This is a genomic window from Pseudomonas frederiksbergensis (genome assembly GCF_003732275.1).
Lineage (GTDB): Bacteria > Pseudomonadota > Gammaproteobacteria > Pseudomonadales > Pseudomonadaceae > Aquipseudomonas > Aquipseudomonas frederiksbergensis_H.
The window spans coordinates 1,246,853-1,269,334 of sequence record NZ_MOBM01000038.1; the positions used below are offsets into that span (position 1 = coordinate 1,246,853).

Sequence of the window (22,482 nt, forward strand, 5' to 3'; positions counted from 1 at the left end):
GCCTTACGGAGCACCAGAACCGAAAAGGATGTTTGAAGTTGACGTAGCAAAACATAGTTGCAGGGGCTGGCATTCGGCCCTGGCCCAGGACTTGAACATGGCCTGGCGTGCACTGATGACGGTTAACACAAAAATAAAGGTACCGGTCATGAACACAAATACAAGAGCCCTGAGCGGGCTTACTCATAATCACGAAAAGCTCTCCTCGACCCGGCTGGCATTTATTTTCGTGACAAGTCTGTTTTTCATGTGGGGCCTATCCCATGGACTTCTCGATGTGCTGAACAAGCACTTCCAGGACACCCTTCATATCTCTCGCGGGCAGTCAGGACTGGTTCAAACGGCCTACTTCGGGGCGTATTTCATCATTGCCTTGCCAGTCGGTCTGTTCATGGAGCGCTTTGGTTACAAGGCTGGGATTCTGGCAGGGCTCGCATTATTCGCCATCGGAGCGCTGCTGTTCATTCCGGCTTCGATGGTCGGAACATTTATGCCATTTTTGGTTGCGTTGTTTGTCCTGGCCTGCGGCTTGGGATGTCTGGAAACCGCCGCAAACCTATATGCAGCTGCCTTGGGCGATCCTGCAAAATCGGAACAACGTCTGACGTTTGCTCAGTCTTTCAACGGTCTGGGGGCGTTCATCGGGCCGGTCATTGGTGGCGCGATTTTCTTCGCCCCGCCCATCGAATTCAACGGCAGCCGCGTCGATCTGGTTTCGGTGACGTATGCGGCGTTGGCCATCATTGTGATGTTGATGTTCGTCGCCTTTGCTCGAATTCAACTTCCTGAAATTCGCAACGAAAAATCCTCTGACGTGCTGTTGCCAAGTGCGGGGGAAGTAAGCCTCTGGAAGAAGAGCAACTTCACCGGCGCGCTCGTCGCTCAGTTCTGTAACGTCGGTGCTTACGTCGGTATTGGTGCGTTCTTCATCAACTACGCGATAGATCACTGGCAAGGGATTTCTGCTCAGAAAGCCTCCTACCTCCTTTCGCTCGGGATGCTTGCCTACATGGTCGGTCGATTCGCCGGTACATGGGTAATGCGCTACGTTCCTGCACGTTCATTGTTGATTCTCAACAGCCTGGTGAGCATGGTGCTGTGCATCATTGCCATCGCCGGATTTGAGCGGATCTCAATCTTCGCGGTTGCCGCCATCTATCTGTTCATGTCGGTGATGTACCCAACGATTTTCGCGATGGGCATTCGTGGACTCGGCACGCAAACCAAGAAAGCCGGTTCATGCCTGGTGATGACACTCGTCGGGGGGGCGTTCGTTCCATTGCTGATGGGAGCACTCGCCGATCACTTCGGCATTGCTGCGGCGTTTTATATACCGCTGGCATGTTTCGCTGCCATCGCATGGTATGGGCTGAGCCAGCCGTCCGTGACGGCGACTATTAAAGCTCACTAACTCAAATTTCGAGCGACGTGTGGTAGGCCCTGCATGGCAAGGCCTGCTGCAACGGATTCGGCTTGCCCGAAATTCTTGATAACTGGTGATCGGCAAGTTTCAGATCAGGAAAATCAATATGAAGCGACTACATAACAAAGTGGCATTGGTGACTGGCGGTGGGATGGGGATTGGACGTGCGATCGCCGAGCTTTTCGCCGAAGAAGGAGCCACCGTCATTGTTGGCGATGTGCACCAACCTGAGCCTTACAAGAACGATAGCGTCGTTGCCAGACATCTGGATGTTTCAAAACTGGAGGACTGGGAACTTCTCGTTAACGAGGTAATGCGTGAATACGGCAAGGTTGATGTACTCGTGAATAATGCGGGCTTGGTAGGTTCCTACCTTCCCATCGATGAGATCACCCTCGATGACTGGAACCGGGTCATTGATATTAATCAGAACGGCGTGTTCTACGGGATGAGAACCGTCATTCCTGTCATGAAGCGTCAGCACGCGGGCTCCATCGTTAACGTGTCTTCGATCTGGGGCATCGTCGGTGCCAGTGGTGTGTCGGCGTACCAGGCTAGCAAAGCAGCTGTACGCATGATGAGCAAGAACGCTGCTCTGTCCTACGTGGCCAATGGTATTCGCGTCAACTCGCTGCATCCGGGGCTGGTCGAAACACCAATGATTGATCGACAAGCCGCTGATATCACGGCAGCCGTAGTCGCAGCGACACCTATGAAACGTGCTGCGGATCCTAAAGAAATTGCCTACGCGGCTTTGTTTCTTGCCAGTGATGAAGCGAGTTTCATCACTGGGGCAGAACTCGTAGTCGACGGAGGTTACACGTCCCCCTAAGTGCTCTGTTCGCGCACCGAGCTTGCATCGCAGCGCTGGCAACCCCGTGTTGTAGTTTTGATACCCCTCTGAGGAGAACAAAAATAATGAAAGCGCAGAAAGGTGGTTTGTTGTGCAGTGTTGTTTTGGCAGCAGGTTTGACGTTCCAGCTATCACCAGCATTCGCAGCCGGTGAGAAGATTCTCATCAATTTCCAAACGTTATCCATTCCCTACTTTATCTACATGCATGAACAGGCCTCGCAGGAAGCCAAGGTTCTCAATGTAGAACTGCTTGTGCAGGATGCTCAGTCCTCTTCCACTAAGCAGTCCTCTGATGTCGAAAACGCCTTGACGCAAGGTGTTGATGCAATGGTCGTCGCACCCAATGATGTGACCGCCTTGGCACCTGCCTTGAACGAAGTGCTATCTGAAAAAGTACCCTTGGTGACAGTCGACCGCCGTGTCGAAGGAACCGATACCCCAGTGCCCTACGTCACTGCGGACAGTGTCGCAGGTGGCCGACTTATGGCCGAGTTGGTCACATCCAACGTGAAAAACGGTGCTCGTGTAGCGTTCATCGGCGGTACCCCAGGCTCGTCGACAGCCATTGACCGCGCTAAAGGCGTCCACGACGGACTCAAAGCTGGCGGGGGAAAATTCCAACTCGTGGCTGAGCAGTCAGGGGAGTGGGAGCGTGCCAAGGCCATGTCGGTGGCAGAAAACATCCTGACTTCGCTGAGTGCAAACCCTCCCGATGCAATTATCTGTGCGAGCGGCGACATGGCTCTGGGCGCTGCGGAAGCCGTGAGGGCCATGGGGCTGAAAGGCAAGGTCAAAGTTATCGGATTTGACGCCTACCCAGAGGTGCTGCGAGCCATTCGAGACGGAGATATCGCCGGTATCGTGGAGCAAAGCCCGAGCAAACAAATCAGAACGGCCCTTCAGATGGCGGTGAAGAAAGTACGTGGCGAAGGTGAACTCGAAACGGTCATCGTTCAGCCATTCATGGTCACCCAGGAAAACCTGAGTCAGGCAGAGCAATACAGCGCCATTCAATAGCCGGGCTGTTCTACGCCCAGTCAATCCGAATGCTTTATGTACCTATGCAATTTGAGGAATTCGAGAATGAAAACGAACAATAAACGTCGAGTGCTAACTACCGCAGTGGCCGCTGTCCTGCTGATGTCGAACGTATCCACGTTTGCCGCTGGCGAAAAGATTGCGGTCAGCTTCCAGACTCTTTCAATTCCCTTCTTCATCTTCATGCACGAGCAGGTTGTTCAAGAGGCTAAAACATTGGATGTCAAGCTGCTTGTCCAGGATGCCCAGGCTTCATCCTCCAAACAGAGTTCAGATATCGAAAATTCGCTGACACAAGGCGTGGCCGCAGTTGTATTGACGCCTAACGATGTCACGGCGCTCGCGCCTGCGATCAACGATGTATTGGACGAGAAGGTGCCGGTAATTGCAGTTGACCGCCGCGTGGAGGGAACTTCTTCACCGGTGCCATTCGTCACAGCAGACAACGTGGCAGGTGGTCGGCTTATGGGCGACTGGGTAGTAAAGAACCTGCCGACAGGCGCCAATGTGGTGCTCATCACCGGTCAGATCGGTTCCACGACTGCGATGGATCGGGCCAAGGGCGTGCATCAATCACTGAGCGCAGCCGGCAGCAAGTTCAAGCTCGTCGCTGAACAATCCGGGGAGGCTGATCGGGCCAAGGCGATGTCGGTGGTAGAGAACATTCTCACCGCTTCGGCGGGTAACCCACCTGATGTGATCATCTGCTCCACCGGCGATATGACGCTTGGAGCAGTCGAAGCCGTGCGAGGTATCGGGCTGAGCGACAAGATAAGGATTATTGGCTATGACGCCTATCCCGAAGTGCTCAAAAGCATCAAGGCCGGTGAGATTACAGGCATCGTCGAGCAGAGTCCAAGCAAGCAGATTCGCACTGCTCTGCGTCTGGCTGTGGACAACATCAGAAACGGCACCAAGATTGAGTCAGTGACGATTACGCCATTCATGGTTACTCGGGAAAACCTTGATCAGGCCGAGCAGTTCAGCGCTATCAAGTAATCCATGGGTTCACCTTTTGAAGGTGATGGGGGAGGGAGCAATGCTTCCTCCCGTGTCTAGCGAATCCAGAGCTGGGAGGCATCGAGATGAACGATAGGCTGCTGCAAGTTCGCAATATCAAGAAAACCTTTCCGGGTGTCGTCGCGCTCAACGGCGTACAGCTCGAAGTCGGGAAAGGTGAAGCCCATGCTTTGCTGGGTGAAAACGGGGCTGGCAAGTCCACCATTCTAAAGATCCTGGCCGGGGCTCAGCCTGCGGATGCTGGTCAAGGCTCACTTGAATTCAATGGTCACGTGCTTGGGGAGCATGACACCCCCATACGTCGCCAGGAGGTAGGCATCATTACGATCTACCAGGAATTCAATCTTATCGCCGACATGTCAGTCGCCGAAAATATGTACCTCGGTCGTGAACCACTACGACATGGTTTCGTTGACTGGAAGCAGATGTTCAGTGACGCGCAGCATGTTCTGGACGATCTTGGTCTGCACATTACGCCAAGGACGATGGTTCGCAAGCTGAGCGTGGCAGAGCAGCAAATGGTCGAGATCGCCAAGGCGCTCACCATGAATGCAAAGCTCATCATCATGGATGAACCTACTGCTGCGCTCAGTGGCCGTGAAGTCGACAAGCTGCACGAAATCATTGCAGATTTGAAGGCTAAAGGGATCAGCATCATCTATGTGTCGCACAAGCTCAACGAAGTGAAGGCTTGTTGTGATCGCTATACCATTTTTCGCGACGGAGCCTACATCACCTCTGGCGACGTTTGCGACGTTAGTGTTGATGACATTGTTCGACTGATGGTTGGCCGGGACGTGGAGTTTGTCCGCAAACCGCTCACGGGAGCACCAGGTGAGGTGATGCTGAAGGTGCAAAGTGTTTCCAGGACAGCCGCTGGTGGAGGACGGAGTCTTCATGCGACGCCATTGCTTGACATGTCCGTCGATGTACGGGCGGGGGAAATTGTTGGTTTCGCTGGGCTGGTGGGGGCAGGCCGCACTGAGTTGGCTCGCGTGATTTTCGGTGCCGACGGATGCGATGAAGGGATGATCTACGTCAATGGGCGCCAAGTCTCTCCGTTCAAATCTCCCAGAGAAGGTATCGCCGCTGGCGTTGCGCTTGTTCCGGAGGACAGGAAGCAACAGGCCTGCTTTTTGAGCCACTCAATCCGTTGGAATATGAGTTTGCCGAGTCTGGGCGGATTGCAGCGTTGGGGCATGTTTATCGATGACCGGGCTGAAACCCAGCTCATCCAGGACTACCAGAAGCGACTGCGCATCAAGATGCCTAACGACAGCGTGGCCATTGGAACCTTGTCTGGTGGCAACCAGCAGAAAGTGATCTTGGCCCGATGCATGGCCCTCAAGCCGAAGGTGCTCATCGTCGATGAGCCAACGCGCGGCATCGATGTAGGGGCCAAGGCGGAAGTTCATCAACTTCTGTTCGACATGGCCCGCGCCGGCATAGCCGTAATCGTCATTTCCTCCGAATTGCCTGAAGTCATGGCGGTCAGCGACAGGATTGTCACGTTCCGTGAAGGACAAATAACCGGAATTGTCTCCGCTGATGAGGCTACTGAAGAGCTTCTCATGGCGCGTATGGCTCAAGGAGTGAGTTCATCGTTTTCGCAGCAAGGCGTGGCCTGAACGGGTCGCACCCGCATCGTCTATCGAGTAAATAAAAATGATCAAGCCAGCATCGAGTGAATCAGTCGTGGAACGCCGGAAAAAGATTGAGATAGTCGGGTTCTTTGAGAAGTATGGCGTGTTGTTGTTTCTTGTCGCACTTATCGTCATTTTCACCCTATACAACCCAATGTTCTTGTCGGCGCGAAACATCAAAAACATTCTTACCGAAGTGTCGATCTACGGGATCATTGGTGTGGGAATGACCTATGTGATTCTCACCGGGGGAATCGATCTTGCAGTGGGGTCGCTGCTCGCATTCGCAGCCATCAGCGGTGCATTTTTGATGCAGGCACTGGGCGGCGACTTCTTCATGGGGTGGCTCGTTGCAATGCTCGCAGCGTGTGCTGTCGGCACTATGGCGGGCTACCTCCATGGCAAGGTGGTGACTCGGTTCGGCGTACCCGCATTCATTGTGACGCTTGGCGGTTTGACCGTATGGCGCGGTGCGACACTCATTGTGAATGATGGCGCGCCTGTGAGCGGTTTCAATGAAGCCTTCCGCTGGTGGGGAAGAGGGGACGTACTGGGCGTACCGGTACCTGTCCTGGTCTTTCTGGTTGTCGCTCTAGTGGGATACATCGCTCTGCGCTACACCCGATATGGCCGGCAGGTTTATGCTGTTGGCGGTAACCCCGAAGCAGCGCGACTCTCAGGCTTAAGTGTTCAATCCGTTGTTCTGAGTGTTTATGTAATCACCGGCTTCCTCGCAGGGCTGGCTGGATTCCTGCTCTCTGCCCGACTTGGATCGGCTGAGGCAGTTGCCGGCACGGGTTACGAACTGCGCATTATCGCTTCAGTGGTGATCGGTGGTACCAGTCTGTTTGGTGGTTTAGGCGGAGTCGGCGGCACGATTGTCGGAGCGTTGCTCATCGGCGTGCTCATCAATGGCCTCGTGATCATGAACGTGTCCGCGTACTACCAGCAAGTGGTCATTGGAATCATCATTGTTCTGGCGGTTGGTTTCGATACATATGCCAAATCCAGAGGCAAATCATGATTTGGCTGAAGCACCGGAGAAGGTGATCTTGTAATCGTCACACTGGAGCCGTATCTGTGGGTGTCTTTCCCGATCGACATCGCAAGGTTGGCTCCAGGCTGTAAACGCACTACCCAAACTTAAGAAAAGACCACGTCGCTGGAAGAGGAATCTTCCGGGCAGGGTTCGGCTGTGCCCAATAAAAATAAGAAGTGGAGACGCAATATGACGTTCAAGACTGTTTTCTGGAGTGTAGGTGTGGCTGTAGCGATGCCCCTATCTGCAAATGCGCTGGATTTCAGCGGCTATCTTCGTACTGGTACAGGTAACGCCCTGCAGGGCGGCCGTCAATCTTGCTTTCAGCTTCCGGGAGCGCAATCTAAGTATCGGTTGGGTAATGAGTGCGAACAGTACTTTGAACTTGATCTGCGGCAAGATCTTCTCAAGCTCGATGATGGCTCCGCCATTAGCGTCGAAGGTATGGCTCAGTTGTACAACCAGTACGGCCATACTCCAAAGTTTACGGGGGACTATGGCTTTGCACGAATGAATCAGATGTACGCTGAGTGGAGCAAAATGCCCGCTCTTAACGGAGGATCCTTTTGGGCGGGCCGCCGTTACTACAATCGAAACAGCATCGAAATGAGTGACTACTTCTATTGGAACCAGAGTTCGAATGGTTTCGGCTTTGATCAAGTAGGTATCGGTGATCTCAAGTACAGCTACGTTTTTTCGCGCAAAGACAACCTGTTCCAAGAGGACTACATCAACCGCCACGATTTCACCGTCAGTGGCTTCGATACCAACCCCGGCGGTGGTGTGCAACTGGGCGTGAGCTTTCTCGACAAGCCAGATAGCAAGGATGATGACTCCCACAGTGGTTGGTCGGCCATCGCGCAACACAAGCAGAAAGGCTTTCTTGGAGGGCTCAATACTTTCGCGGTGCAGTACGGACGAGGCCCGGGAACGGCTTTGAGTTACACCGGCGACCCAACCTTGGACAACAGCAACCAGAGTTGGCGCGTTGTGGAGTACTTCGACTGGCAAATGACTCCGCGATTCAGTGGGCAGTTCCAGGTGGTTTACCAAAAGGACAAACGTACAGATGGGGATGACCAAAACTGGCTTTCTGTGGGGGTACGTCCGGTCTATGCGTTCACTGATCAATTCAAATTGAGCACTGAGATTGGCCGAGACCAAGTGGAGGCTCCCGGTGGGACGCGCAAACTGACGAAATTCACCATTGCGCCAACTTGGTCTCCTGCAGGGCCTGGCTACTGGAATCGTCCAGAGCTTCGTCTGTATTACACCTATGCGTCCTGGAACGAAGCGGCCCAACGCGCAGCGAATCAAATGGCCGCCGGGTCAGCGCTTTCGGATACAGGTGCATTTGGTAACGCCTTGCATGGCTCGAACGTTGGTGTGCAGCTTGAGTATTGGTGGAAATAGGCGCGTCAGCCAACAGGGTTACGTCAACTGACCTCCGGGAAGCCCTACCGCCAGCTATCTCTAGGTAGGGCTTCGACTATCGAGTTGTAAGGGAGACCTGCACATGCTTTCGTTGTCTTCATTAATCGTTGCTGCTCCGAGCAAAGCCAGCGCGGATCCAACGAGTACGCACGATGAGGATTGATATGTTCAAGGTTAAAAAAACACGTCCAAAATTGCACGTTGTTGCTAGGGCATCCCGGGAGCTGGCACTCGCCTTCGCATTGGGAGGAGTGCCAGTTTTGTTAAATTCAGAGTCGTCAGCACAGTTCAAGGCAATGCTAGACCTTTTACTCGCCGCCCCTTTTTTGATGGGCTACTACGCGTGGCTGTGTTTAGCATTCGCGGTGGCTGCAATCGTTAAATACAAGTGGAGGTTCATGTCCGCTCGGTATCAGCGTTGGCTCGACGCTGTGCATCTTTTTTTAGGTGACATTGGTGGAAGTTTTTTGACAGCAGGCAGAACGGGTCTAGGAGCGATACTGGGATTCTTAACGGTTTGGCACTGGGTCGAACCGGACTCGTTGAGCGCTGAGAATGTAACTCGTACGCTTGTCATGGTTTTCAGTCTCACTTTACTTAGCGTGATGCTGGCGTTGGGCGAAGAGACTTTGAAAGATCCAAAGCAAGCAGCCGCCAGTAAATAGCTCAGGAAAGTGGGAGCACTCTGCCGAGGGCAAACATCTATGGGGGCTAGTACAGCCACTGAGCGGCATTCAGCGTTCGCTGCACGTTAAGGCCAAACTGAATTTGCTCGCAGACTGCTCTGGCTTGCATCGCAAGGGGGCATCCGCTGCTGAAATCAGCACCGCATAAGTAGCGGTTTCCACGTTCTCAAAAACGTAGCCAGCCATCTCACCTTTGATTACTTCATCACTCATGCTCGAACCGCCTATGGCTTGTCCCAACGCCATTAGCTTTCCGGTCACATCCTTGAGGTTCGAAGAACTGCCACCAAGGCGGGAAAGACATTCATCATTCAGTTTTGATGATTGTGACAAGCTGCTAAGGATGCTGGCAGCGTAGGCAAACTGGGGTTCTAGGTGTGGTAATTTCTCCGGCATCAGCACAGCACATAGCCAAAGGAATTCGTGTGGATAGGGAATGGGTAAGAGATTTCATTGAGAACATTTCGTCGGCCACTATCGGTGATATGGACATCCCGAAGCTAGTCAACGGGAAAATTCTGCACACGCCCAATCGGCTTTTCAAAATCAGAAAATGCGGCGAGTACGCATTCAAAAATTTGGCTGAGAAAACCCTCTATCTGGGCGTCGCCAATGAGTTCAACGACCCATACGACACGGCGTTCTGGATTGATTACCGGAAGCTCGCTGCTTGGAAAAAACTCGATGAACTGAGCTTCAGCGATGATCAGGTCGTCACTGCTCTGGCCTCCGATGACCCCATTGCAGCGGTAGTAGCACTGGCATCGGCTCAGGAGCCACCCCGCCTGAACGTGGATCAATGGCTCCATGAAGTAGAGGTTTTGGCGCCGAATCACCAGGCCGGGCAGCTCCCGACCCTCATTGATCAGCTCAAAACCAGCTACAAAATCTGCAGCCTAAGTGCGCGTGTGGATTCGGTGCTGATGTGGAGTCACTATGGCCACAACCACACCGGCTTTGCCATGGAGTACGACTTCACAAGGCTCCATCGGAATGAGCTTCCCACCCTCACGCTATGGCCGGTTGCCTATACAGACAAGCTGTTCGACGTCACCCCGATCCTCAGAGCCCACAACTTGGGCAAAGACTACAACGCTCTTTTTGGCATTGCTGCATCGTTGTGCAAGGCTGTCGACTGGCAGTACGAGCGTGAGTGGCGCTGGGTAGTTCCAGATGGCGATAGAGAGGTGAAAGGCTCCAACTTTCCCGCGCCCCTCAAGGCCGTTCATCTAGGGGCCAAAATCCCAGATGCTGATGCGCTCGAGATCTTGAAGATCTGCAGAGGCATCGATATACCAGTCTACAAAGTCACGCTTGCGCCAAACGAGTACCGGATGGTCTCGTTGCCTACCAGCTTGGACGATTGGTGTTCCAGGGGGGGACGGCAGCAGGGCAACATGCCTCGGTGGGAATTAATCCATGAGTAACCAGAAACTTCGCTTGGACGAGAAGTGGGAGCCACTGGTGGTACGAAACACCTGACTTGGCATTCTTTGGTGCTACCTGACGGAAGAGGGGATGCTACACGCCGAACGCTAATCTTGTAGACCTTGTTCCGGATGGAATGCTTTTCGTGGGCGAAGCTGTGAAACTCTGTGAGTGCCCTTATCGTCGACATGCCTCATCCGGTTGTTGGGAAATGGCTCAATGAGAATGTAGGTGAAACGCGTATCCGCCATTCATTACCTGAAAATGACGATTGCGGGCTAAGATCTAGCCTCCGATCTGATGACTGAGAACGCTCCGTCGATCATCAACTGAGGTAGCTGTATAGCGCTCTACGGCGGCTGGGGACAGCCGCGAGTGATATTTCGCGAAGGGAGTGTTGGACCTTGAACTGGGGGCATCTGTTTCAACGTCCCCAAAGCATGCCCTCCGATATGCCCCCAGGTATCTCATCCTCTGGAAGTGTGTAGATCTCCATGGTCTATGAAAAGCCAGAAATGATCAGCTAAACAGCCTGCCCGACGAAACCTAAAGACTCTCAGGATCGCCGAAGAACATCTGAATCCGCGACCTTAACCACCGCTCACCCGGGTCATTATCCTGCGACCCGCGCCAAGCCATGTGCAATTCAAAACTGCGCACCGGCAACGGCGGATCTTCGGCGCGTACACCGCCAGCCGCGGTCAACGCTTCAGCCGTGTAATCGGGCACGGTCGCGACAATATCGGTGCCACTGATCAGCGTACTGAGCCCGTTAAACTGCGGTACAGCCAGCACCACATGCCGTTTGCGGCCGAGTTTCTCGAGCTCTTCATCTATAAAGCCGCTCAGGTCGCCCGCGAACGAAACCAACGCGTGGGGGCGGGCGCAGAAATCATCCAGGCTCAATGGCCCCGGCACCGTGTCGGCTCGCAACAGTTTCGGCATGCTGCGGCGCAGCACTTTGCGCTTGGCGTTGGCCGGCAGGTCGGCGGTGTAGCTGACGCCGATGGAGATCTCGCCCGAAGCCAGCAGGCTGGGCATCAGGATGTAGTTGGCCCGACGCACCACCAGCACGATCCCCGGCGATTCAGCGCGCAGCCGTTTGAGCAGCATTGGCAGCAGCGCAAATTCAACATCGTCCGACAAGCCGATGCGGAACACCGTGGTGCTGGTCGCCGGGTCAAATTCCGCCGCACGACTGACAGCGGTGGAAATCGAATCCAGGGCCGGCGAGAGCAGGGCGAAGATTTCCACCGCCCGGGCGGAAGGCTCCATGCTGCGGCCGGTGCGCACGAAGAGCGGGTCATCGAACAGCCCGCGCAGGCGCGAGAGCGCCGCGCTGATGGCCGGTTGGCCGAGGAACAGTTTTTCCGCAGCGCGAGTCACGCTGCGTTCGTGCATCAGTGTTTCGAAAACGATCAACAGGTTCAGGTCGACACGACGCAGGTCATTACGATTCATCTGGAGTCCTGGCAGATTCAGCAAACTTGACGTGAGCGACCATATGAGAACAATGGCCGGCATGAATCTTACGGGCAAAGGCTGGTACTCTGCACAGGGTAATTCAGTTTTTTCTGAAAGGCTGCTTCGGTTTTTACGGCATTGGATGATGTCGCCGTCGCTGCGGAATCAATGACAGGCATGTCGACTATTAATAGCCACTGATGGTCTTGGGTAGAAAGCCCAGATAAAGTTCAGGGCATTAGAGGTTTCTTTGACGAGGTTTGCGATGTCCCGCACGATCCGTTTTCACAAGTTTGGTCCGGCCGAGGTGCTCAAATGCGAAGAGCATGCGGCAGCCCTGCCTGCGCCGGGCGAAGTGCAGGTGCGCGTCGAAGCGATTGGCATCAGCTGGTACGACATTCTCTGGCGCCAGAACCTGGCTTCATCCCATGCTCGTCTGCCTTCTGGCCTCGGTCATGAAATGGCCGGCGTGGTCACGATGGTCGGCGAAGGCGTCGATGACCTGGCTGTTGGTGACAAGGTCGCCAGCTTCCCGGCCGAGAGTCCCAACGATTACCCGGTCTACGGCGAACAGATCGTTCTGCCGCGCTCGGCACTGACTCTCTACCCGGACGTGCTCAGCCCGATCGAAGCCAGCGTGCACTACACGCCACTATTGATCGCTTATTTTGCCTACGCCGATCTGGCGCGAGTAAAACCCGGGCAATTTGCCCTGGTGACCGATGCCAGTCACTGTGCCGGACCGTCGTTCGTGCAACTGGGCAAAGCCCTCGGTGTGCGAGTGATCGCTGCGACTAAAACCGCGGATGAGCGTGAGTACCTGCTGTCCCTCGGCGCCGAGAAGGTCATCGTTACCGAGGAAGAAGATCTGCTCATGCGGATCAACAAAATTACCGACAATCGCGGTGTGGACGTAGTGTTCGATGGCCTTGGCGGGCCGCAGATGTCGCTGCTCGGCGATGTGCTGGCGCCTCGCGGCAGCCTGGTGCTCTATGGCCTGCAAGGGGGTAACCAGACGCCATTCCCCGCCTGCGCGGCGTTCCAGAAGAACATTCAGTTCTTCGTGCATTGCATCGGTAACTTCACCGGCAAGCCAGAACTGGGCATCATCCAGGACCAGGCCGCACTGCAACGTGCCCTGCGTGACATCAACCAGTTGACCGCGGACCGTGTGCTGCTGCCGCTCAAGACCCGGGTGTTCCCATTTTCCGAGTTTGTCGAAGCCCACCGCTATATGGACGAATGCCCATGCCGCGAACGGGTCGCCCTTCAGGTCGAGTCTGCCTGAGCCCTTCCTCTGCAAGAGTCCGTGTGAACACGGACTCTTCTGCTGGCAGTCGCTCCAAAATGAGACGTTCCATCGATCTGTCGGTGGTCTGGTTCAGCAACTGAACTGGTTTTTGCTCTCAATCTGTATCTTCTAATCATTATATAAGCCCTGATAATTGAATGATTATTTTCATCTCAAGGAAAGAGTCATGGCTGAGTATCTGGCTGAAACTCCTCAATGCGCGCCGGCAATATATGCTCAACAAATAATGCGGCGCCGCTCAGTTGTCTTACATTCATTGGCAACTTCTTTCTTTATTTCCTGTGCTAAGTGTCTGTGGGACGCTGTCGGAAATTTCCTAGGAAATCGCGCGGGAGCGCAAGAGGCCCATTCTGCCTGGCGTTGCGGCGATTTGTATCTCCTTGGGGTGCCCGTCAGATTCAATCATTTCAAATAATTACACAGTGCTTAAGTGCTAGCATTTGAACAACAACCCCGGCATTCCATTTCATGACAGATAACCTGTTGCGCACTCCATTTCGTTGTTTGCGTGGCACTGAACTTATGAGTTACAGGTAAATAATGATGACCGCTACCCATGATCAGGCAATGAACTATGTTTACCAGCAAATGTTGCAGCGTTTGCTGGGTTTTTTCTCTCGCGCCGAGCGCACGGCATTGCAATTGCTGATTCAGCGCCTGGTGGTGTCCGCAGGAGGTTTTGAGCGTATTGGCGATTACAAAGTGCTGGCAATCCAGTCCGGGTCTCGCGACAGCTGCTACACCCTGGCGCTACTGCGCGCCGCGCAGCTGAGTATCGCCGGCAGGGCTCCGGCGACGTTTCAATTGCGAGTGGCGACTTTGCGCTTGAACGGTACTGCTTCGACTGCCCTGGAAAATATTCATCGCAGCTGCTCTGCGTTGTTTCTCTACGACGATCCCCGGGTCGAAGTGTTGATGGTCGATAATCGTGAAGTCCTGCCGTTCAACCATCTGGCGCCGATTTCCGAAGCCGGTCGCGAGTCGAATCGGCTCAATCTGCTGATGGTCGGGCACCGCCGTGCCTGGGACGGGCCGCTTGATCTGTGGGATGACGGGTACCTGGCGACCGGTGAGTTTTACGGACAGATCGCCCGCTGGGACAAGGGGGTGGATGCATTGATCAGTAGCGATACGCCCCGTCGGCAGAAACAGTTTCTCGAGGGATTGAATCGTGCGGCGGCCAAAGCCGGGCTCAAGACACCGGACCCTCATGAAACGGGCTACGAGTGTCTGTTCGCGCGACTCGATGAACTGGGCAGCGATTGCTACCGCGAGTTTTATCCTGAATCGGCCCAGGCTGCGTGGCGTCCCTCCGATCGTTTTGAAACCTGTCGCCGCACGACCTTCATTGATATTCACGACATGCTGGTCAGTAATCTGGAAGATCGCTGGCCACTGCTCACCGATTTCCTCGGGTTCCAACCTGACGAGTTGTCGGCTCAGCTCAGTGATAACGACTACGTAAGTCTGTCGATATCCGCGCATCCTCGTGGCTTGCAAGCGTGCTTTGTACACGGTCGCACCTACGAGAGGGGCGTCGGCGAATACCTGCAGCGGGCGCTGGTGATGATGCGTCGTAAACAGGTTCCAGAGCGCTTTTGCGAACAGGCAATGGAGACCTTCGGCAACCCGATGACAATGACCGACCAGCGCGCATTGGCGGCGGCCGAAGCACAAAAGAACCTCGGTTTGAGCGAGGCTCAATTGGTGTGTCTGCTGTTCGCCCCTTTTGCCGATAACGGTGCGGCGCTTGAGCATTTTCTTCGTCAATGCCATCCCGGCATGCTCGTGGCGTTACCGGACTTGCACCGGGCGATGCAGGGCGGTCCGGCACCCGAGCAGGTTCTGCAGTGGATGGTCGATGTCAGCGGGTTGCCCGTGAGCCTGATCGGTACGCTTTACCGCATGGGGCCGCTGGTTCGGGATGAGGGCGGGGCGCTCGTCATGGAAAGCGGCGACGTGGGAGTGCAAGCTGAAACCACGGAACCCGATAGTGGAGCGACCGTGGCTGGCGAATGGTCGACGGGCCGGTGAAAGTGCCAGGTTTGACGGATTCAGCAAGGATGCGTCACGACGTTCGCAGCCTGTTCGGCCATTACCCATGAAAGGACCACGAGATACCGATTTTGCGTATCAGGCGGTGTACCGTTACCTGACTAACCTGATCAATGAGCCGGGCAGTGACGTGCAAGTGCGCCTGCCTTCATTGCGACAGCTGGCGCACCGCCTGAGCGTGTCGATCTCGACCATTCAGTACGCCTACTCGCTGTTGGAGAAGGAAGGGCGCGTCTACTCGGTGGCCAAGTCCGGCTACTACGCACTCCCCGTGTCCTCAATCGGCATACCCGGTAGCGGCAAGGACCTGCTCGAAACGGTTTATGTCAACGCCAGACGTCCCGGCATGCTGGTGCTGAGCGCCGATGAGCCGGCGTCATTACAACCCCTGGATAGCCCGTTGCTGCTGTTGGAGAGAGAACTGCTGCGCCAGTATCCGCGCCAGCCACAACCGTCCTCGCAACCCTGCGGCGAGCTGGAGCTGCGTACAGCTCTCGCGGCGCGCTACACCACTTCGCCGACACGTTGCTGGCATGCCGATGATGTCTATATCGGCGCCGACCTGCGAGGAGTCCTGGAAATATTGATCGCCATCCTTGACCTCAAAGACGCTGTGGTGGTGGTCGAATCGCCTTGCGACTGGGTCATTCTGCGCCTGCTCCAGGACGCGGACGTGCAGGTGATCGAGCTGCCGCTGCAAGCCAATGGCGGCCTGGATCTTGAGCAGTTGAAGGAGCTGCTTGAGACCAAGCGGGTGCGGCTGGTGATGCTTTCATCGGGGCTGAACATGCCCCGGGGCAGTGTGGCGCCTGACGGCCACAGGCAAACCACCGCACAACTTCTGGAACGACATGGCAGTTGGGTGCTGGAAAATGACTGTTACGGCGAGCTCGAATTCGAGCCTGGCGGCCTGCGGTTTCGCGATCTGCTGGACCCGGATCGGCTGATCGTGTTTTCCACATTCGAGAAGATCATCGGGTCGGAGGCGCCCTTCGGCTATCTGTTGTCACGACAACTGCGTGCCGAATTGCAACGGCACTTTTTGCTACGCGCTTTCCGTTTGTCGCTGATTCGTCAGAAGGCCATTGCGCGGCTGTACAGCAACGGACGCATTGATCAACACCTGCTGGTGTTGCGTCGATTACTCAAGGAACGCATGGTGCAGATGACTCAGTTGCTTGAAGAACGTCTGCCTGATGCGCTGCACTTCGTTGAACCCCAAGGCGGGGCGACGATCTGGATCCGCTCGTTGCGCCAGGTTGATGTGCGTCGAGTGTTCGAGCGTTTACTCAAGCAGCATGTAGTCATTGCGCCGGGAGAATTGTTCAGCTTGCAGGGCCTGCACCGGCAGCACTTGCGCCTGAGCCACACCTTCGGTGGGCACCACGACCTCGCCGACGCACTGGGACTTTTGGGGGATGCCTTGCGTCTGGAATCGCTCGACTGAGTCGAAGTGCAAATCCTCCCCTGAACCTGACAATCGATAACATCGCGCCAGGGGCAAACTGTCAGTAAACTGCGTTCTATTCCCGAACCACTCTCTCTCAGAGGTTTTGCATGACACTCAGTCCTTTTGCGGGCAAACCGGCACCGGCAGAACTGTTGGTCGACATCCCGCGACTGGTAACGGCCTATTACACCGGCCAGCCCGATGCAGCCATTTCTACCCAACGCGTCGCCTTCGGCACGTCCGGACACCGAGGTAGCTCGTTCGACCTGAGTTTCAACGAATGGCACGTTCTGGCCATCAGCCAGGCGATCTGCCTGTACCGCGAAGCCCAGGGCATCGACGGTCCGCTGTTCGTCGGGATCGACACCCACGCGCTGTCCACGCCGGCCGGTGCCAGTGCCCTGGAAGTCCTGGCGGCAAACGGTGTGACGGTGATGATCGCCGAAGGCGACGAATACACGCCGACCCCGGCCATTTCCCACGCGATTCTTTGCTACAACCGTGGGCGCACCTCGGGCCTGGCGGACGGTATCGTCATCACCCCGTCCCACAACCCGCCACAAAGCGGCGGCTACAAGTACAACCCTACCAACGGCGGCCCGGCCGATACCCACATCACCAAGTGGATCGAAGCCAAGGCCAACGAGTTGCTGGCGGCCAAACTCGCCGGTGTCAAACGCATCAGCTACGAGCAGGCGCTGAAGGCTAGCACCACCCATCGTCACGATTACCTCAACACCTATGTCGCCGACCTGATCAATGTGATCGACTTCGACGTCATCCGCGATGCGAAGCTGCGTCTGGGTGTCGATCCGCTGGGCGGAGCAGGGGTGCGCTACTGGTCGGCGATTGCCGAGCACTACCGCCTGGACCTGGAGGTGGTGAATAAAGAGGTTGATGCGACATTCCGTTTCATGACCGTCGACTGGGACGGGCAGATCCGCATGGACCCATCGTCCAGCCACGCCATGCAAGGCCTGATCGGCCTGAAAGAGCGTTTCGACGTGGCCTTTGCCTGTGACCCGGATCACGACCGCCATGGCATCGTGACCCCGTCCGGCGGTTTGCTGGCACCCAACAACTACCTCGCGGTGTCGATCGATTACCTGTTCCAGAACCGTCCGCTATGGCGCGCCGATGCGGCCGTGGGTAAAACCGTGGTCAGCAGTGGCTTGATCGATCGTGTTGCCAAGCGTCTGGGCCGTCGTCTGTACGAAGTGCCGGTCGGCTTCAAATGGTTTGCCGACGGCCTGTTCGACGGCTCCCTCGGTTTTGGCGGTGAAGAAAGTGCTGGCGCGTCGTTCCTGCGCAAGGACGGCAGTGTCTGGTGTACCGACAAAGACGGCTTGATTCCGGCATTGCTGGCCGCGGAAATGACCGCTCGCACGGGCCGTGACCCTAGCCAGGCCTATCGCGCATTGACCGATGAGCTGGGCGAACCTTTCTCGGTACGGGTCGATGCCAAGGCAAACCCTGAGCAGAAAGCGCTGCTGAGCAAATTGTCGCCGGATCAGGTCACCTCGACTCAACTGGCGGGTGAAGCGATCCAGAGCATCCTCAGTCATGCGCCGGGCAACGACCAGGCCATTGGCGGTCTGAAAGTCATGACCGAGAACGGTTGGTTCGCGGCGCGTCCGTCGGGCACTGAGGATATCTACAAGATCTATGCGGAAAGCTTTGTCAGCGACGACCACCTCAAACAGTTGGTAGCGGAAGCTCAGACACTTGTGGATGGCGCGATTTCTGCGAAGTGATTGAGGGCCCTGTGGCGAGGGAGCTTGCTCCCGCTGGGGCGCGAAGCGGCCCCAAATCGGTTGGCGAGGTGTAACAGGTACACCTCGCTGGTTGGATACAACTGCTTCGCAGCCGGACGGGAGCAAGCTCCCTCGCCACAAATGGAAAATGAAAAAAGGGGCGACCATTAACGGTCGCCCCTTTTTTGTCCCGCCTTTACCCCATCAAGCCACATCCACCAACACAATCTCACTGTCCTCAATCGCGGTCACGCGCAACACCTGCTCATCGGCAATCGCAACACCGTCTCGAGCTTGTGCACGTAAGCCATTGACTTCAATGACCCCAGTGGCTGGGACCAGATAGGCGCGACGGCCGCTATCCAGGTGATACTCCGCGGACTCACCGGCCTTCAGATTCGCCGCCACCAGACGCGCATCAGCGCGAATGTGCAGGCTTTGATCGTCGCCGGCCTTGCCGCTGGCCAGGGTCACGAAACCTTCGCGCTCGCCTTTAGGGAACGGTTTGGCACCCCACGACGGCGCCGAACCGACTTCGTTGGGGATGATCCAGATCTGAAAAATCCGGGTCTCGGTCGCTTCCAGGTTGTACTCACTGTGAGCGATCCCGGTGCCGGCGCTCATGACCTGCACGTCGCCCGCTTCGGTGCGGCCCTTGTTGCCAAGGTTGTCTTGGTGGGTAATCGCGCCTTCACGAACGTAGGTGATGATTTCCATGTCGCGGTGCGGGTGTTGCGGGAACCCGGTACCGGCGGCAATCACATCGTCGTTCCACACCCGCAGGTTGCCCCAGTTCATGCGTTTGGGGTCGTGGTATTCGGCGAACGAAAAGTGGTGATGGGCATCCAACCAGCCATGATGCGCGCCACCCAGCGAGTTGAAAGGTCTGAGTTCAAGCATGATCGTCTCCTGAAAAGGTTCGTCATGGGGCAGAACGCCTGAGCCACAAACGAGAACCGGTGGTTGATGGCAAGCATCATCTATCAGGCAATCATCGATAAAAAGCGTAAAAAATGCCTCAATACAATCGAATTAGCTGATATCAAATAACCTCGAAACATTCTCACCCAGCCTTCACTTCATCGTATAAGCCAATGACCTATAAGCATTTCACTAGAACTCAACGGCAAATGCAGACACCATAGCCCTCAACAGCCTCACACCCTGGAGTCCGTCAGCGTGCCGCAACACACCCCCGATCTTCCCCCCGAACTTCGTCCCTTGGCCGAGATGCCTTTGTTCAAGCGCCTGGCCGCCCGGTTCTTTGGCCACGGTCTTACCCGTCTGCGCGCGCAACACCGTGCGTCCTGGCTGCATGGCCAAGCCGACGGTTTTCGCAGCGGTCACAGCGCCGGCGTGGAGTACGGCTATAAGGAAGGCAAACTCGAGGGGCTGGAGGAAGGTCGGCAGGTTCTGTTGATTCGTGACTCGCGCTCAACCGAACATCGACCGCCCAATGTCGATGACAATCTGTTCGACGATTGGCGCCTGCCATTGAGTGCTGAGCTGAAGAAGCGCATGAAGGCCGACGTGGCGCGACTGCTGCCCGCGCATGCCCAACCGAGCGCCGCCCAATGGAAGATGATTTTCAGCGACACACCGTCGACCTCGGTGATCGCCGGGGCGGGCGCGGGCAAGTCGACCACCCTGGTGCTGCGAATTCTGCTGCTCAGCCACTACCTGGGGTTTGAGTTGAGCTCGATGACCGTGGTGACCTTCACTCGCGAATCGCGCAAGGACTTCATCAATAAGCTGATCGAGCTGTTTGCAGTGTGGGGCCGGGGAATCAACCTTAAAGAAGCGCGGGATCTGGTGCGCACTTTCCATTCGCGCATCCTGCCGATGGTCCGCAGCCTGCCGGGTTTCGAGCGGCTGCAAGCCTTCGAAAACCTCAGTCACCGCGCGCAAGGCGGCGACGAGGAGGTCGACAGCAACCCCTTCGACCTGCGCATCAACGACGCCCAGCGCCAGCAACTCAATGCCTGCTATCACAGCCTGCACACTCGCGATGAGCGTTTTCGCGAACTGATCAAGCCGTTGTCGCGTCACGCCTTGCAGCTCAAGGAGCTGGAGCGTGATCACCCGGACGTGCAGAAGCGCATGGCGGTGACCGAATTGGCCGCCAAGCGCGATGAAGAACTGTGCGACACAATCGAAGACCTATGGTTTCGCGCCGGTGCCTGGCCGATCAAGGGCATCGAACCGAATCGTCAGACCTTCGATATCAACGGTTCGACCTTTCATTGCCACGGCTACATTCCGACGCTCGACGCCTGGGTAGTGCTGGGTTTCGATCCCCGGGAAAATCCCCAGGTCAGCCGTCCGAATGCCAAACTCTCAGTGCGCGCAGAATGGGCGGTAAAGCGCACGTTGTTTCAAGCTTTCTGTCGTAAGCCTTTGATATGGTTAGACAGTTATGAGTCTTCACGGCGTGTTTTGGCATCGCTTGCCGGGGACGCCAGCGCCGGGCCGGGCTTCGATTACAAGGTCAAGGGCGAGCTCGGTTCCGCGCCGTTGCTGGACTGTTTTGTCGCGGCGGCCGGGTTTATTGAAAACCTCGGCCTGGATGTGCCGAATGCCGTGGGCCAGATGAGCTTCGCCAAGGATGACCCGGACCGGTTTTTCTTTGAGGCCTTGAGCCTGTTCTGGCGAGCGCTGGAAGATCATCTGCTGGATCAATCGCCACCGGTAATGACTTACAACCGGATGTTCGCCTTGTTCAGTGAGCATTCGCCGGAGAATCTCAAGCTGCTGAGCGATGAGCTGCTCAGGCCAATGTCGCACTTGATGATTGACGAGTTTCAGGACGTGTCGCCGCAGATCGTTTCCTGGATTCGCGCCAGCCTGGCCGAGATCCGCAGTCGCGGACCGACCATGCATGTGGGGCGCGGGGCGCAACGTTCGTCATTGCTTTGTGTCGGCGATGACTGGCAATCCATCTATGGCTGGCGCGGCAGCTCGCCGACGTACTTCATGGAGTTCAACAAGGAGTTCCCGTCGCCGAGCACGACCAAAGTGATGCTCAGTGACAATTACCGCAGCCATCAGCACATCATCGACGCGGCGGAGCATATTGTCCGCGCGGCGCCGGCGATCGCTGGCAAGAAGGCCAAGGCCAGTGGCGAGCCCAAGGCGCTGCTGCCGGTGAATGTGCTCGATCGGGATGACCAGGGTATGGCCCAGCGCTTGATCGAGCACTACAGAAAGGGCGATTCAATCTTGATGCTTTATCGAAAAAGCAGTGATAAGTCATTGATAGAAGAGCATATTCAATCTGTAGTTAATCTGGATTCAAGCTTGCCGTATGAGGCTCGACGGCTCAAACAACTGACTTACCACAGCGCCAAGGGCCTGCAGGCTGATGCGGTATTTCTGCTGGGCGATTGCCAGCACTTGACCAGTTCTCCTTACAAGAACCAGGTCTATCGCATGGCCGGGCTTGGCAAGGCTGGCGACAGCGAAGCTTACGACAGCGCACAGAAAGACGAGATTCTGCGACTGGCTTATGTGGGCATCACCCGGGCAGTCAGCCATTGCTACTGGTATGTCGATGGCCAGGATACCCAAGCGGCGAACATGCCCAAGGCCTCCGACCGGATCGGCAAAGGCAAGGCGTTCTTCGTGGATCATCGCCAAGGAAAAGTCTCTGCCTGACGCCTGAAGCCGTTCACTGAGAGTCTTGAGTCAGAAAAACCTGTGGCGAGCGAGCTTGCTCGCGTTGGGTCGCGTAGCGGCCCCAAAAAATCTGACAAACATTGCTGATTGTTTGTGAGCGCTGCGCACTCAAGCGTGAGCAAGCTCGCTCGCCACAGAGACAGTACCGAATGGCTGCGAAAAGTTGCGGGAGGCGCGATCCCGGCCTATGGTCCAAGGCGAGGCTT

16 protein-coding genes and 1 pseudogene are annotated in these 22,482 nt (G+C 56.0%); 14 read left to right on the plus strand and 3 right to left on the minus strand.

From position 1 onward, the window contains the following. Positions 1 to 97 precede the first annotated feature (97 nt). The 8 genes from BK662_RS25140 to BK662_RS25175 all read left to right on the plus strand — a co-directional run bounded on the left by BK662_RS25140 (position 98) and on the right by BK662_RS25175 (position 9,117). A complete protein-coding gene (locus BK662_RS25140; protein WP_259695944.1) occupies positions 98 to 1,411 on the plus strand; it encodes a sugar MFS transporter in 1,314 nt (437 codons plus the stop codon). Positions 1,412 to 1,529: 118 nt separating this feature from the next. Beyond that, positions 1,530 to 2,255 carry an SDR family NAD(P)-dependent oxidoreductase gene (locus BK662_RS25145; RefSeq protein WP_123359505.1) on the plus strand — a complete coding sequence of 242 codons (726 nt, stop codon included), beginning with the start codon at positions 1,530 to 1,532 and terminating at the stop codon, positions 2,253 to 2,255. 86 nt (positions 2,256 to 2,341) lie between these two features. Then, positions 2,342 to 3,295, plus strand: a complete 954-nt coding sequence (locus tag BK662_RS25150; protein ID WP_123359504.1) for a sugar ABC transporter substrate-binding protein — start codon at positions 2,342 to 2,344, stop codon at positions 3,293 to 3,295. A gap of 66 nt (positions 3,296 to 3,361) precedes the next feature. Beyond that, positions 3,362 to 4,315, plus strand: coding sequence for a substrate-binding domain-containing protein (locus BK662_RS25155; RefSeq protein ID WP_123359503.1), 954 nt, complete (start codon positions 3,362 to 3,364; stop codon positions 4,313 to 4,315). Between the two features lie 86 nt (positions 4,316 to 4,401). Beyond that, on the plus strand, positions 4,402 to 5,964 hold the full coding sequence (locus tag BK662_RS25160) for a sugar ABC transporter ATP-binding protein (protein WP_123359502.1): 1,563 nt from the start codon (positions 4,402 to 4,404) through the stop codon (positions 5,962 to 5,964). A 37-nt stretch (positions 5,965 to 6,001) separates the two neighbouring features. Then, positions 6,002 to 7,003, plus strand: a complete 1,002-nt coding sequence (locus BK662_RS25165) for an ABC transporter permease (RefSeq protein ID WP_123359501.1) — start codon at positions 6,002 to 6,004, stop codon at positions 7,001 to 7,003. Positions 7,004 to 7,207: 204 nt separating this feature from the next. Then, complete coding sequence (locus BK662_RS25170) at positions 7,208 to 8,431, plus strand: maltoporin (RefSeq protein WP_123359500.1); 1,224 nt, start codon at positions 7,208 to 7,210, stop codon at positions 8,429 to 8,431. 185 nt (positions 8,432 to 8,616) lie between these two features. Continuing rightward, the gene (locus BK662_RS25175; RefSeq protein ID WP_148057942.1) at positions 8,617 to 9,117 is read left to right on the plus strand and encodes a hypothetical protein; all 501 of its coding nucleotides are present in this window, start codon (positions 8,617 to 8,619) and stop codon (positions 9,115 to 9,117) included. A gap of 46 nt (positions 9,118 to 9,163) precedes the next feature. On the opposite strand, the pseudogene BK662_RS35385 reads toward BK662_RS25175, so the two are convergent. Further along, positions 9,164 to 9,456: pseudogene (locus tag BK662_RS35385) on the minus strand (DUF892 family protein); the annotation flags it as partial. Positions 9,457 to 9,563: 107 nt separating this feature from the next. Between BK662_RS35385 and BK662_RS25185 the strand changes: the two are divergent. Then, positions 9,564 to 10,565 (plus strand): DUF2971 domain-containing protein, encoded by a 1,002-nt coding sequence (locus tag BK662_RS25185; protein WP_123359497.1) that lies wholly within the window; start codon positions 9,564 to 9,566, stop codon positions 10,563 to 10,565. A 547-nt stretch (positions 10,566 to 11,112) separates the two neighbouring features. On the opposite strand, the gene BK662_RS25190 is transcribed toward BK662_RS25185, so the two are convergent. Continuing rightward, positions 11,113 to 12,027 (minus strand): LysR family transcriptional regulator, encoded by a 915-nt coding sequence (locus BK662_RS25190; protein WP_123359496.1) that lies wholly within the window; start codon positions 12,025 to 12,027, stop codon positions 11,113 to 11,115. A 268-nt stretch (positions 12,028 to 12,295) separates the two neighbouring features. On the opposite strand from BK662_RS25190, the gene BK662_RS25195 reads away from it, so the two are divergent. From BK662_RS25195 to pgm, 4 genes are all read left to right on the plus strand, one after another. Then, positions 12,296 to 13,318 (plus strand): zinc-dependent alcohol dehydrogenase family protein, encoded by a 1,023-nt coding sequence (locus BK662_RS25195; protein ID WP_123359495.1) that lies wholly within the window; start codon positions 12,296 to 12,298, stop codon positions 13,316 to 13,318. Between the two features lie 567 nt (positions 13,319 to 13,885). Continuing rightward, on the plus strand, positions 13,886 to 15,376 hold the full coding sequence (locus BK662_RS25200) for a hypothetical protein (RefSeq protein ID WP_185047168.1): 1,491 nt from the start codon (positions 13,886 to 13,888) through the stop codon (positions 15,374 to 15,376). Between the two features lie 67 nt (positions 15,377 to 15,443). After that, on the plus strand, positions 15,444 to 16,844 hold the full coding sequence (locus tag BK662_RS25205) for an aminotransferase-like domain-containing protein (RefSeq protein ID WP_123359493.1): 1,401 nt from the start codon (positions 15,444 to 15,446) through the stop codon (positions 16,842 to 16,844). 110 nt (positions 16,845 to 16,954) lie between these two features. Beyond that, entirely contained in the window at positions 16,955 to 18,601 is a 1,647-nt protein-coding gene (pgm, locus tag BK662_RS25210; RefSeq protein WP_123359492.1) for a phosphoglucomutase (alpha-D-glucose-1,6-bisphosphate-dependent), read from the plus strand. Between the two features lie 204 nt (positions 18,602 to 18,805). Here the strand turns inward: pgm and BK662_RS25215 are convergent, their stop codons facing one another. Next, complete coding sequence (locus BK662_RS25215) at positions 18,806 to 19,501, minus strand: pirin family protein (protein WP_123359491.1); 696 nt, start codon at positions 19,499 to 19,501, stop codon at positions 18,806 to 18,808. Positions 19,502 to 19,780: 279 nt separating this feature from the next. On the opposite strand from BK662_RS25215, the gene BK662_RS25220 reads away from it, so the two are divergent. Then, entirely contained in the window at positions 19,781 to 22,255 is a 2,475-nt protein-coding gene (locus BK662_RS25220) for a UvrD-helicase domain-containing protein (RefSeq protein ID WP_123359490.1), read from the plus strand. The last annotated feature ends 227 nt before the right edge of the window (positions 22,256 to 22,482 follow it).

What these genes read in the sequence shown, in the direction of transcription:
- BK662_RS25140 (WP_259695944.1), top strand. Translation starts at nt 98, where the DNA reads ATGGCCTGGCGTGCACTGATGACGGTTAACACAAAAATAAAGGTACCG.
- BK662_RS25145 (WP_123359505.1), top strand. Translation starts at nt 1,530, where the DNA reads ATGAAGCGACTACATAACAAAGTGGCATTGGTGACTGGCGGTGGGATG.
- BK662_RS25150 (WP_123359504.1), top strand. Translation starts at nt 2,342, where the DNA reads ATGAAAGCGCAGAAAGGTGGTTTGTTGTGCAGTGTTGTTTTGGCAGCA.
- BK662_RS25155 (WP_123359503.1), top strand. Translation starts at nt 3,362, where the DNA reads ATGAAAACGAACAATAAACGTCGAGTGCTAACTACCGCAGTGGCCGCT.
- BK662_RS25160 (WP_123359502.1), top strand. Translation starts at nt 4,402, where the DNA reads ATGAACGATAGGCTGCTGCAAGTTCGCAATATCAAGAAAACCTTTCCG.
- BK662_RS25165 (WP_123359501.1), top strand. Translation starts at nt 6,002, where the DNA reads ATGATCAAGCCAGCATCGAGTGAATCAGTCGTGGAACGCCGGAAAAAG.
- BK662_RS25170 (WP_123359500.1), top strand. Translation starts at nt 7,208, where the DNA reads ATGACGTTCAAGACTGTTTTCTGGAGTGTAGGTGTGGCTGTAGCGATG.
- BK662_RS25175 (WP_148057942.1), top strand. Translation starts at nt 8,617, where the DNA reads ATGTTCAAGGTTAAAAAAACACGTCCAAAATTGCACGTTGTTGCTAGG.
- BK662_RS25190 (WP_123359496.1), bottom strand. Translation starts at nt 12,027, where the DNA reads ATGAATCGTAATGACCTGCGTCGTGTCGACCTGAACCTGTTGATCGTT.
- BK662_RS25195 (WP_123359495.1), top strand. Translation starts at nt 12,296, where the DNA reads ATGTCCCGCACGATCCGTTTTCACAAGTTTGGTCCGGCCGAGGTGCTC.
- BK662_RS25200 (WP_185047168.1), top strand. Translation starts at nt 13,886, where the DNA reads ATGACCGCTACCCATGATCAGGCAATGAACTATGTTTACCAGCAAATG.
- BK662_RS25205 (WP_123359493.1), top strand. Translation starts at nt 15,444, where the DNA reads ATGAAAGGACCACGAGATACCGATTTTGCGTATCAGGCGGTGTACCGT.
- pgm (WP_123359492.1), top strand. Translation starts at nt 16,955, where the DNA reads ATGACACTCAGTCCTTTTGCGGGCAAACCGGCACCGGCAGAACTGTTG.
- BK662_RS25215 (WP_123359491.1), bottom strand. Translation starts at nt 19,501, where the DNA reads ATGCTTGAACTCAGACCTTTCAACTCGCTGGGTGGCGCGCATCATGGC.